12 protein-coding genes and 1 pseudogene are annotated in these 11,729 nt (G+C 53.8%); 7 read left to right on the forward strand and 6 right to left on the reverse strand.

What is annotated here, in order from left to right:
- From Q0775_RS17530 to Q0775_RS17550, 5 genes are all read left to right on the forward strand, one after another.
- Complete coding sequence (locus tag Q0775_RS17530; RefSeq protein WP_298864059.1) at nt 1-654, forward strand: NADH:ubiquinone reductase (Na(+)-transporting) subunit D; 654 nt, start codon at nt 1-3, stop codon at nt 652-654.
- A complete protein-coding gene (gene nqrE / locus Q0775_RS17535) occupies nt 651-1,250 on the forward strand; it encodes an NADH:ubiquinone reductase (Na(+)-transporting) subunit E (RefSeq protein ID WP_298864094.1) in 600 nt (199 codons plus the stop codon). Before Q0775_RS17530 ends, nqrE begins: the two co-directional genes overlap by 4 nt.
- Nucleotides 1,247-2,467: an NADH:ubiquinone reductase (Na(+)-transporting) subunit F gene (gene nqrF / locus Q0775_RS17540; RefSeq protein WP_298864062.1), complete on the forward strand. Its 1,221-nt coding sequence runs from the start codon at nt 1,247-1,249 to the stop codon at nt 2,465-2,467. Before nqrE ends, nqrF begins: the two co-directional genes overlap by 4 nt.
- 3 nt (nt 2,468-2,470) lie before the next feature.
- Nucleotides 2,471-3,433, forward strand: a complete 963-nt coding sequence (locus tag Q0775_RS17545; RefSeq protein ID WP_298864065.1) for an FAD:protein FMN transferase — start codon at nt 2,471-2,473, stop codon at nt 3,431-3,433.
- Between the two features lie 178 nt (nt 3,434-3,611).
- Complete coding sequence (locus Q0775_RS17550; protein WP_298864067.1) at nt 3,612-4,010, forward strand: CBS domain-containing protein; 399 nt, start codon at nt 3,612-3,614, stop codon at nt 4,008-4,010.
- Between the two features lie 10 nt (nt 4,011-4,020).
- On the opposite strand, the gene Q0775_RS17555 is transcribed toward Q0775_RS17550, so the two are convergent.
- From Q0775_RS17555 to Q0775_RS17575, 5 genes are read right to left on the reverse strand one after another with little or no spacing between them, the layout of a single operon-like run.
- The gene (locus Q0775_RS17555; protein ID WP_298864070.1) at nt 4,021-4,266 is read right to left on the reverse strand and encodes an acyl carrier protein; all 246 of its coding nucleotides are present in this window, start codon (nt 4,264-4,266) and stop codon (nt 4,021-4,023) included.
- A complete protein-coding gene (locus tag Q0775_RS17560; RefSeq protein ID WP_298864073.1) occupies nt 4,263-5,414 on the reverse strand; it encodes a dihydrolipoamide acetyltransferase family protein in 1,152 nt (383 codons plus the stop codon). Before Q0775_RS17560 ends, Q0775_RS17555 begins: the two co-directional genes overlap by 4 nt.
- Nucleotides 5,411-7,414 (reverse strand): pyruvate dehydrogenase (acetyl-transferring) E1 component subunit alpha, encoded by a 2,004-nt coding sequence (gene pdhA, locus Q0775_RS17565; protein ID WP_298864076.1) that lies wholly within the window; start codon nt 7,412-7,414, stop codon nt 5,411-5,413. Before pdhA ends, Q0775_RS17560 begins: the two co-directional genes overlap by 4 nt.
- A complete protein-coding gene (gene acsA, locus Q0775_RS17570; RefSeq protein ID WP_298864079.1) occupies nt 7,411-9,171 on the reverse strand; it encodes an acetate--CoA ligase in 1,761 nt (586 codons plus the stop codon). Before acsA ends, pdhA begins: the two co-directional genes overlap by 4 nt.
- Nucleotides 9,168-9,938 (reverse strand): glucose 1-dehydrogenase, encoded by a 771-nt coding sequence (locus Q0775_RS17575; RefSeq protein ID WP_298864081.1) that lies wholly within the window; start codon nt 9,936-9,938, stop codon nt 9,168-9,170. Before Q0775_RS17575 ends, acsA begins: the two co-directional genes overlap by 4 nt.
- A 149-nt stretch (nt 9,939-10,087) precedes the next feature.
- Between Q0775_RS17575 and Q0775_RS17580 the strand changes: the two genes are divergently transcribed.
- Nucleotides 10,088-10,594: a hydrolase gene (locus Q0775_RS17580; protein ID WP_298864083.1), complete on the forward strand. Its 507-nt coding sequence runs from the start codon at nt 10,088-10,090 to the stop codon at nt 10,592-10,594.
- 240 nt (nt 10,595-10,834) lie between these two features.
- The gene (locus Q0775_RS17585) at nt 10,835-11,248 is read left to right on the forward strand and encodes a cytochrome c (protein WP_298864086.1); all 414 of its coding nucleotides are present in this window, start codon (nt 10,835-10,837) and stop codon (nt 11,246-11,248) included.
- 194 nt (nt 11,249-11,442) lie between these two features.
- On the opposite strand, the pseudogene Q0775_RS17590 reads toward Q0775_RS17585, so the two are convergent.
- Nucleotides 11,443-11,729 (reverse strand): annotated as a pseudogene (locus Q0775_RS17590) (RND transporter); the annotation flags it as partial.

Below are 11,729 nucleotides of genomic sequence, written 5' to 3' on the forward strand. Positions count from 1 at the left end.
ATGGGTTCAAACTTGCGTCATTTGACAAACCCGTTGATCGCAAACAATCCGATCACATTACAAATCCTTGGCATCTGCTCGGCTTTGGCTGTAACGACATCCCTGACAACAGCACTGGTTATGTCAGGCGCATTAACGTTTGTTTTATGCTTGTCGTCTGCAGTCATCAGTCTGATCCGACATCATATTCCGCCAGTTATTCGCCTGATTGTGCAGATCACGATTATTGCATCGCTGGTGATTGTAATTGATGGTTTCCTGAAGGCCTATGCCTTTGATGTCAGCCTACAGATTTCAATTTTTGTGGGTCTGATTGTCACGAACTGCCTTGTACTGGGTCGGGCAGAGGCATTCGCCATGCACAACCCAGTTGGCCCTTCGGTGTTGGATGCATTAGGCAACGGTCTGGGATACACACTCATACTCACCATTGTCGGATCGATCCGTGAGTTGTTGGGGGCCGGTACGTTGCTGGGTTACACGATCCTGCGGTCTCCCGCCGAGGGTGGCTGGTTTCAACCACTTGGTTTGATGCAGCTGGCCCCCAGCGCGTTCTTCATCATTGGCCTGCTGGTTTGGGCGATCCGGGCGCGATGGACCGGTCAGGTTACGGCTCCCAAGTATCGCCTGAAATACCGTCGGGTGCAGCGATGATCGACATCCTGATCACCTCAATGTTTCACCAGAACCTCGTGCTGACGTCGTTTCTAGGGATATGCACGTTTCTCGCTGTTTCGGAACGGTTTGAAACGGCCGTGGGCTTAGGTTTGGCCATCACAGTGGTCCAGACTATCACTGTGCCGATCAACCAGCTGATCTATACGGGTCTGTTAGTGGAAGGGGCATGGGATTGGCTCGGCTTGCCGCAAGTCGATTTGACATATCTCAAATTGGTTGCTTTCATTGGTGTCATCGCCGCAATGGTACAGATCCTTGAAATGGGATTGGATCGTTTTGCACCTTGGCTTTATCGCGCATTGGGGGTGTTTCTGCCGCTGATTACGGTCAATTGCGCTGTTTTGGGCGGCAGTCTGTTCATGGTGGAGCGGCAGTATAATTTGACGGAATCCATAGTATTTGGCTTTGGCAGTGGCGCTGGCTGGGCGTTGGCGATTATCGCATTTGCTGCCATCCGAGAGCGCTTGAAATATAGCGATATGCCTGATGGTCTACAGGGATTGGGCGGCGCGTTTATCATTGCCGGTTTGATGTCGCTTGGCTTTTCGGCGCTGGCAGGTGTTGGCCCATGACCGATATTTTTCTGGGAATCGGTTTGTTAGTCGCGCTGGTCCTACTGCTGACCGTGCTGGTTGTGGCCGCGCGGTCTGTTCTGCTGCCGCAGCGACCCGCAACTCTCATGGTGAATGGGGGGACACAGATTGCGACCAAAACTGGTCAAAAGCTGCTTGGGGTGCTGAACGAGAATGGCATTCTGATCCCATCCGCCTGTGCTGGTGCAGGGACCTGTGGATTGTGCCGTATCAAAGTGACGCAAGGAGGTCTTTCCGCGTTGCCGATCGAAGCCGCCCGTTTCACAAGATCGGAACTACGCGATGGTTTGCATCTTGCTTGTCAGGTCATGCTGAGGGGCGATATGACGGTAGAGGTGGACGCCGATTTATTGAGCGCTGAAACGTTTATGTGCAACGTCGCAAAAACGCGGCAACTTACTCCGCTGATCCGCGAAGTGACGCTACAAATGCCTGATGAAGTGCGGCCTGAAATCGTGGCGGGTTCATTTGTACAAGTGACGGCACCACCCTTTACAGCCCCTTATGACCAGTTTGACATCCCCAACGAATTTGCCCCGCAATGGGAGCCTTTGCGACGCCTCATTGCGACCAGCGCCCAGGATGTGACCCGTGCCTATTCGATTTCGAACCGCCCCAAAGATACAGCGGCGGGGCGTTTGGTGCTAAACATCCGGCTGGCCTTGCCGCCGCCTGCAGTTGAAGAAGCACCGCCCGGCGTTGTTTCGTCATGGTTGTTCTCACTGAAAGCGGGAGATCAAGTGCCTGTCTCCGGTCCGTTCGGGACGTTTCGAGTCCAACCGACGCGCCGTGAAATGGTGCTGATCGGGGGCGGGGTCGGGATTGCACCGTTGCGGGCCATGATCCACGAACAGCTAGAATGTCTGGGAACATCGCGCAAGATGACCTTTTGGTATGGTGCGCGTAACCAGTCTGACCTGCCCTATGCTGATGACATGGATGCGCTGGCCGCACGGCATGCGAACTTCAACTGGACGGTCGCGTTTTCTGATCCCAAACCGAATGACAGAGGGCTACGACAAACCGGAATGGTTCATACGGTCGCATTCTCGAATTATCTGCGGGACCATCCCGCGCCGGAAACCTGCGAATACTATCTATGTGGTCCGCCACTGATGATCCGTGCGGTTTTGGCGATGCTGGATGATTTGGGCGTTGAGGCAGAAAGCATCTTCAACGATGATTTTGGAGTATAGTTGATGACTTTTACCAGACGCACAGTGATACAAGGCCTTGCCGCCGCAGGCTTCGCCCCTTCGTGTTTGGCCGCAGGGGATGTAGATGTCACGGGTGGTCTTGCATTCGGGTCAAGCTGGCGGGTGACAGCGGGCAGCGGATTGGACAAGACGACAATCCCAACCGAAGTCGCAGCTATCATTGACCAAGTTGACAAGACGATGTCACCGTATCTGGCGCAATCCGACCTGTCGCGTTTTAATACCGCCGCCGCCACTGACTGGCAGGAAATGCCACGCTCTTTGTGCGAGGTGGTGTATGCGGCGCTGGATGTTGCAAAACTCACGGATGGTGCATTTGACCCCACCGTTGGTCCGCTAGTATCACGCTATGGGTTCGGGCCGATCGCAGGTGGTATGGGGCAGTTCCGCGATATTCATCTCCGCGCTGCGGCGCTAAAAAAGACAGTGCCAGACCTGACCTTGGATTTGTGTGGCATCGCCAAGGGCTATGCCCTGGACCGGATTACTAGCCGCTTGCAGACGCTTGGCCTTACCGATGCATTGATAGAGGTCGGCGGGGAAGTACGCGCAATTGGCCAGCATCCTAGTGGGCGAAGTTGGCAAGTCGCTGTTTCCGATCCAACAGCGGTGGATTTCGGCGTGCGCCGGATCGTTGCTCCAGGGGCTTTGGCGCTTGCGACTTCAGGCCATGTGGCAAATGGTATTTCGGGTCAGTATAGCACCAGCCACATCATTGATCCTTATGTGCGAACTCCGGCAAATACGAGCCTGGTTTCGGTTACAGTTTTGGCCCCAACTGCGATGCGCGCCGACGCGTTGGCCACCGCCCTGTGTGCGGTTGGGCCTGAGGTGGGGACACAGCTGGCACAGCGTCTGAATATATCGGCATTATTTATCACCGACGGAACAGCCGCAGCTGTCGAAGTGCTGACAGGCGATTTTGCACACCATCTTTTGATTTGAGGTAATCACCCATGGCAACCATCATTCTGGCCACTGCGATCTTCCTCCTTGCCATGCTGGGGCTTGGCTTGGGCGTGCTGGCAGGGCGATCTCCGATCAAGGGGTCGTGCGGCGGGATTTCTTGTATAAAAGGCATTGATTGCGGTGTCTGCGCCAAAAACCGCAGAAAGAGTGACCAATGACAGCAATTGCTTTGGTATCAGATTATATGACCCGTGACCTTATCACACTATCACCCGAGACCGAGATCAATCACGCGATGAATTTGTTGTTGAACAACCGAATTTCCGGTGCGCCAGTTCTGGATGCAAGCGGGCAGTTAGTTGGCGTATTGTCCAAGAAAGACTGCCTGAAAGCGGCGCTTGAGGCCAGCTATTACCGGGACTGGGGGCGTACCGTAGCCAGCTATATGACAACGCAGGTTGAAACGGTCGAGGCGGGAATGGATATTCTGGCAGTCACCGAGGCCTTTCTAAAAAGCCACTATCGGCGGTTTCCAGTTTTTGAGAACGGTCAGCTTGTAGGACAGATTAGCCGCGCAGACGTCTTGCGCGCAATGAATGATAACTGGTCCTAAAGGCATACGCTTATTTGGCATGAACCTTGAGATAGGCCAGCATCTCGTCAAAACTGCGCATCTGATCGTAGTCGGCCTCAGGGATCGGGCAGGCAAATTCATCCGCCAGCGCCGTAATCAGTTTCAAAAAATCCATTGAGTCGATATCAAATTCATCGCGCAGGTCGGCTGCGGTATCTATCGTATCAATCTCGATTTCGGGGGCGATGCGGCCCAACTGTATTATCAGGGCGTCGCGCAGGTCAGGTTGGGTCATAACGTCTCCGGTTTTTGCAGATTGCGGATTATGGATAACAGAAAACCGGCACCACGGTGACCATCGCTAACCCTGTGATCAGCGGCAAGTGTGACGGTCGCAGCGCGGCGCGCAACAATTTGTCCCTCGCGGACCAAAGGCTGCCAATCTGGCGTCCCAATTCCGATGATCGCGACCTGTGGGGGAAAGATGACACCCGTGATCCCCGTCACGCCACGATCTCCCAAACTGGTCAGAGTGATCGTAGGATCAGACATTTCGCGGGCACGAAACCGCCCCTGACGGACGCGTTCTACAAGGTCGCGCAGCCGGCCCATTAGGTCATCCAGACTGCCAGTATCCGCGTCATGCAAGGCAGGGGCAACCAGCCCGCCACCGCGCAGGTTGATTGCCATGCCGATATGAGGTTTCGGATTGGGCAAAAATTGGTCGTTCTCGAAGAGCCCGTTGAATTCCGGGAATTTTTCGATGGCGCGTGCAATGGCGCGGATGAAGAGCGCGCCAACCAGCAATCGCTTCTCGGGTGGCAAATCGGCATTATGATCGGCTACGAAAGCTTCTGCAGCCGTCAGATCGATGATGTTGGACAGATAATAATGGGGAATTTCACGTTTGGAACGGGACATTGCCGCCGCAATTGCCTGACGCATACCAGATAACGGCGTCGTATCGGGTGCTTGTTGAACCTGCGGCAGATCATCCAATGTAATGATTTCCTCATGACCAAGTGTTGCCAGGTCAAAGCCAGTTTGGACCGCGCGGCGACGGGCAGCGGGGGTAACACGTTGGCGGACCTTATTTGGAAAATTCGATGCCAGCGATGGCGTGGCGTGCGAGATTCTCGGTTGAACACGCTGGTGGTCAGACACTAACCGCTGAGGCATATCCGGCTCTTCTTGCAGGTTGGACGCATCGTCAGAGCGTAATTCTGCAATGGGCGTTCCAACGGGTACTCTTGTGCCAAGCGGCACTAACCATTTTTCCAGAAAGCCGTTCTCAAACACTTCGACCTCGATAACCCCTTTTTGGGTTTCTACCGCTGCAATAATATCCCCCCGATGCACAGGTTTACCAACTGCGATCAGTTGCTCTACCAAAATTGCATCTTCCATATCTGCGCCAAGCGACGGCATCACAAACTGTGTCATGGTATTTTTTTCATCAGTTGTTTGACGGCGTGCACGATTGTAGAAGTCTGTGGCAGTGCGGCTTCTTCCAGATGGCGGGCATATGGAATGGGCACCTCGGCGCTGCACACTCGACCCGGCGGCGCATCCAGATCAAAGAAAGATTCTTCAGCCAGACGCATGCCGATCTCTGCGGACAAACTCCCACTGCGCCAGCCTTCGTCCACAACCAGCACCCGATGGGTGCGGGCGACCGAAGCGCGGATCGTATCAGTATCAAGCGGTCGCAAACTGCGCAGATCAATAACCTCGGCCGATATTCCATCGGCCGCCAATGCGTCTGCAGCATCAAGGGTTTTAAAAAGAGATCCGCCATAGGTCACCAGCGTGATGTCTTCGCCTGTGCGCCGCACAACGGCGCGATCAATATCAACCGCGTCTGCGTTTTCAGCAAGTTCGCCTGCCATATTATACAGCATCACGTTCTCGAATATCAGCACCGGATCAGGGTCCTCCAGCGCTGTCCAAAGCATGCCCCGCGCATCTTCCAAAGTAGCGGGAGCCAGCACACGCAGACCGGGGATATGCGCATACCACCCTTCCAGACTGTGAGAGTGTTGCGCGGCAAGCTGTTTGCCCGCACCCGTTGCCATACGGATCACCACCGGAACGCCAAATTGATTGTTGGACATGTGGCGCAAGGTGGCTGCTGTATTCATTATTTGATCCAGTGCCAGGAGCGAAAAATTGACGGTCATCACCTCCACAATCGGACGCATACCGGCAATTGCGGCCCCAATGCCGGCACCTGTGAACCCGGATTCAGATAATGGCGTGTCCCTGATACGATCTGTGCCGAACTGATCAAGCAACCCCTTACTGACGGCATAACAACCGCCATAATGTCCGACATCTTCGCCCATCAGAAATACGCGGTTATCGCGGTTCATGGCATCGGTGATTGCCGACTTAACAGCTTCACGGTATGTGGTCTGGATCATCTTGCCAGGATTTGTAATTTCAGGAGGGTCAGGGCGTTTGGAGGCCATGACAAAACGCTCAAGTGTCTCAATCGGCTCGTCGGTTCCAGCTTCGGCGAAAGCGACAGCTTCAGTGATTTCGGCAGTTACTTCTGATTTGATATTGGCCAGATCGGCATCATGCAGAAAGCCATTGGTTTTCGCCCAATTTTGAAACCGTGTAATTGGATCTCTTTCCCTCCATTTTGCCACCTCGGCCTTATCGCGATAAAGCTGAGCATCAAACATCGAATGGGCACGGAACCTATATGTGCGGCATTCGAGGAAATAGGGTTCTTTGGTTTTTGCGATGGTTTGCAATGCGCGGCGGGCTGCCGCTTCGACCGCAACAACATCCATACCGTCAACGACTTCGGATGTGATAGCATAGCTGCGTGCCTTGGCGGCAATGTCGGTTTCAGCCTCGGAAATATCCAACGCAGTGCCCATAGCATACCCGTTGTTTTCGCAGATAAAAAGAACTGGCAGGTCCCATAGCGACGCGAGATTGAGACTTTCGTGAAACTCGCCTTCGGCCACAGCCCCTTCGCCAAAGAAACAGGCGGTGACGGCGTCTGTGCCCTGCATTCTGTCGGCCAAGGCAAGGCCCACAGCCATAGGCAAACCGCCCCCGACAATCGCGTTGCCGCCATAGAAATTATGGTCCTTGCTGAACAGATGCATCGATCCGCCGCGCCCGCCTGCACAACCTTCGGCTTTGCCATACATCTCGGCCAGCAAGGCACCCATTGGAACACCGCGCGCCAATGCGTGCCCATGCTCACGGTAGGTCGCAACAAGACGGTCTTGTTGTTCCAGCAGCGGGATGATCCCGGAGGCGACCGCCTCTTCACCGTCGTATAAATGTAAGAACCCGCGAATTTTTTCCTGTGTATAGACCTCGGCGCATTTTTCCTCGAAAAGCCTGATCCGCAGCATGGTCTTTAACAGCTCCCGTATATGAGGCGCATCAAGGCGGGGTTTAGTCCGATCTACGGTCATGTTTCATCGCTTTCCAAAGTTGAAATATCGCCCGCCGGCAGGCCCAGTTCACGGGCTTTCAACAGACGGCGCATGATTTTACCGCTGCGTGTTTTGGGCAGGTTCTGACGAAACGCGATAATTTTTGGTGCCACTGCGGGGCCAAGACGTTTTCGCGCATGTCCCAGCAGATCAAGGCGCAAATCCTCGCTGGCAATATGGCCGGGTTTCAGCGCAACATATGCTTTGACGAGTTCGCCTGCAGTTTCATCGGGTAGGCCGATCACTGCAACCTCGGCTACAGCGTCATGTTCCATCAATGCGCTCTCAACCTCAAACGGGCCGATCAGATGACCCGCACTTTTTATCAGGTCATCAGCACGTCCGACAAACCAGAAATACCCGTCAGCGTCACGCATCGCCAGATCGCCACTGAGGTACCAGCCGCCTTTGAAACATTTGTCGTACCGCGCCTGTTCGTTCAGGTATCCGCGCATCATCGACGGCCAGCCGGGGCGCAGCGCCAGTTCGCCGATAGTCATAGGTGTCGTAAGCTCGGTGACGGCATCACCTTCGACTTCGACAATTCCCGCCGTAATCCCCGGCAGCGGTTTGCCCATCGACCCCGGTTTCACATCCACAGCTGCATAGTTTGCAATCATGATTCCGCCAGTCTCGGTTTGCCACCAGTTGTCGTGGAACGGTTTCCCAAAGGCGTTTTGCCCCCAAATCACCGCCTCAGGATTCAGCGGTTCACCCACACTTGCCATGAACCGCAGAGCTGGAAAATGATACGGTTCCATGACTTTGGTTCCCGCCTTCATCAGCATTCGGATCGCAGTTGGAGCGGTGTACCAGACGTTGACGCCTTCAGATGAAAGGATATCATACCAGCGGGCAGCATCGAATTCTGCCTCATCTACAATCATTGTGCAGCGATTAGTGAAAGGGGCGATGATGCCATAGGATGTGCCCGTCACCCAGCCGGGATCGGCAGTACACCAATAGATATCACCAGCCCGCAAATCCAACGCGATGCGCCCTGTTTCTGTATGGGCGACTACCGCTTGATGCACATGCACCACGCCTTTTGGTTTGCCCGTGGTGCCTGAGGTGAAGTGCAAAAGCGCTGTTTCTTCGGGATCGGTTTTTGCCATCTTAAACTGATCAGAGGCGACATTCATCAGCGGTTGCAGAGCCAAAGTATCAGGGGCATCGCCATCGATTGTAAACACTGTTTTCAGCGCAGGCAGTGCTGGGCGGATACCGGCCACCTTACGACTGTAAAGACGGGTGGACGTGACCAACGCATTAGCGGTCCCGATCTCCATCCGCGCCTTGATAGGCTCTGGTCCGAAGGCAGAAAACAGGGGGCAGAAGACGCAACCTGCTTTCAGGCTACCGAGCGCCGCGATATATAATTCCGGCACCCGACCCAACAGCGCATAAACTCGGTCGCCTTTGGTCAGGCCATTAGACCGCAGAACATTGGCAAAACGATTTGTCAGTCGGGACAATTCGCCATAAGTGAAATCGGTCCGCTCACCAGATTTAGCGATCCAGCGCAGAGCAATCTGTTCCGCGTGCCCAGCGATAACATGCCGATCAATCGCCTCATGCGCGATGTTCAAATGGCCCCCCGGTAAGCCCGCCAGCAATGTCTCCGCTTCCTGCCATGAAAAACTGTCATAGCTTTGCTGGTAGTCCCGCATATTGGAAGCGTCGCGCACTTCAGCGGTTTTGCGGATGACTTCCTTTGATCCGAAGGCTTTACTCATTGCGCGACAAATCCGCCATCTACCGGAATAACGGCTCCTGTGACGAATGATGCGCGCGCAGAGCAGAGCCAGACGATCAGCTCCGCCACCTCTTGCGGAGTGCCGATCCTGCCAATCGGGTGCAGTGGGTCCATCATTTCCGCGGAAGACTGCGCACCTCCAGTAGCTTGATCCGCCAGTGAATCCAACATGCGGGTGTCTATGCCACCGGGGCAGACCGCATTCACCCGAATGCCTGATTTACCATATTCAAGGGCGGCGTTCTTGGTCAGGCCAGCAACGCCATGTTTTGAGGCGACATAGGGCGAAAGCCCCGCAAACCCGATCAGGCCAGCCACGGACGAGAGGTTCACAATGGTCCCACCACCGGACTTCAGCATCGCTGCAATCTCGGCCTTCATACATAGGAAAGTGCCCTTTAGATTTACGGAAATAATGGCATCAAAATTATCGTCAGTTTGATCGGCAAAGGGCGCGATCTTGCCCTCGATGCCGGCGTTGTTCACAGCACAGTCGATTTTTCCATAAGTGGCTACGGCCTGATCAAAAAGGGCTGCGACATCATCAGGCTTTGACACATCCGCAGGTACCAGCACTGCGGTGCCGCCCACCTTTTCAATCATTGTAACCGTTTCAGCACCATGGTTGCTGTTGATATCCGAAACAACAACCTGCGCCCCTTCTGCTGCGAAACACAGCGCTGTTGCACGGCCAATGCCAGCCCCGGCGCCTGTGATCACAACTGTTAGTCCATCAACGAGTCCCATTATAGCCTCCCTCCATTTGCTGAATTTAGTGTCTAATGGGATCATGATGCCGCATCCGACCACTCGTTGATTGACTGATGTCAATTGATCGACCTGAGGTGGGAATAGCCTACTCATGTCCGAAACCAGATCCTGAAAAGGAGACAGAAATGCAGGTAAATTCATTTCCTAGATATGATGTGACCGAAAATACTACAGGGTGCTGTCCGCGGTTTAATCCCGAAGGCTGGGACAACCAGCACCTCCATTTCAAGAACAAGAAATTCGTCCGCGCTACAACGCGCAGCGCGATGCATGTACCTTGGAATATGGGCAGGGTTTTCACCCGTGTGCAGGCACATATCGAAGAGGCGGGTGCCGCAGACCCTACCACCGAGATCGTGCTCAGCCACGACATCTCACCCTGGCAAAGCGAACACTTCTTTGCGGTATCCAAGGACGTTCCGGACGAAGAAATGACGGAGCTGTCAGGTGATTATTTTACCCGTGTATTCGAGGGGCCGTACCGCAAGGTAAAGGATTTCGACCATGACATGCAGGTCGCTGCGCGTGCTGCAGGAACAACTCCAAAGGATATTTTCTTTTTCTATACTACCTGCCCAAAATGCGCCAAAGCCTATGGTGAAAATTATATCATTGGAGTTGCGCAAGTGTGATAGGTCCCACCATATCTCAATCCGCAAGCGCTGCAATTTTACATGTCGCTTAATCTTGGGAAGTCGATCTGCCCTTGAGGCTGATCGATGAATTTGAAGCAGATCACAACCCAAGCATGAATTCTTCCAAAGCATATGATGTTAAGCGCATTTTTGCTCCAGCCTCACATTGATAGAGATCAAGTAGTCTGTCCGCTAACACAATACGGTTCTTCATAAATGTTATCAGGGAGCTACCTTATGAAGCGCGTGATTTTGATCCTATTCTTGGCAGTAATGGGCTGTTCCCCGGATAGCCCATCATCGGGACGCACCGTCTTTGTCAATTCTTGTGCATCTTGCCATGGTGTTAGCGGCCTTGGCGATGGACCTCGCGCTAATGGTCTTAAAGTGCAGCCAGCTGATCTGACAAAAATTGCAGCGCGACGCAACGGCCTTTGGCCTATGGTGGAGGTAATGTCGATCATCAACGGGTATCACCGCCGGACACTGCAACGGGAAGAAATGCCAATTTTCGGCGATCTGGCAGAAGGCAAGCTGGTTCTTTTCGATGCAGGAGATGGCAGGTTAACACCGACACCAGTTAAGCTGATTGCAGTGGCACGCTATCTTGAATCGATCCAGAATCCAAAGGCGATTGGTACATTTCCCTGATTATGACTAAAATTTCCGTTTGCTGGACAGGCCGCATTATCTGCTTGAACAAAAAGATGGAAATGGCGCTTCCCGACAACATAATCATCGAAGACCTTTAGCGCGGTATCTCCATTGATCCGCGCAGAAGGCTCATTTGTTTTGGCAAGCAGACAGACTTGGATCGGCGTCGCAGGTCTTGTCCTAATCTGCACTCAGAACTGAGTCCGATTCACCAACGCGACACCGGCAGCAATCGTATCGCTTGGATGAGTGACCACTTGTTCTGAGCGCTCAAGCCCCTCGAGCACTTCGACCATTGTGTTATTGCGTCGGCCCAAAGTCACTGAACGTTTCTCTGCGATCCCTTCGAGAGCTACAAAAACGGCCCAACCGCTCCCACTCCTGAACGCAGCACTCAGGGGAATTTGCAAAGTGTCTTCCGCACGCCATTCCACGATCCTGAGAAAAACAGAGAACCCGTCACCAAGGTTAGGCCGTG

Origin of the sequence: uncultured Sulfitobacter sp. (assembly GCF_947499945.1) — a bacterium.
Classification (GTDB): Bacteria; Pseudomonadota; Alphaproteobacteria; order Rhodobacterales; family Rhodobacteraceae; genus Sulfitobacter.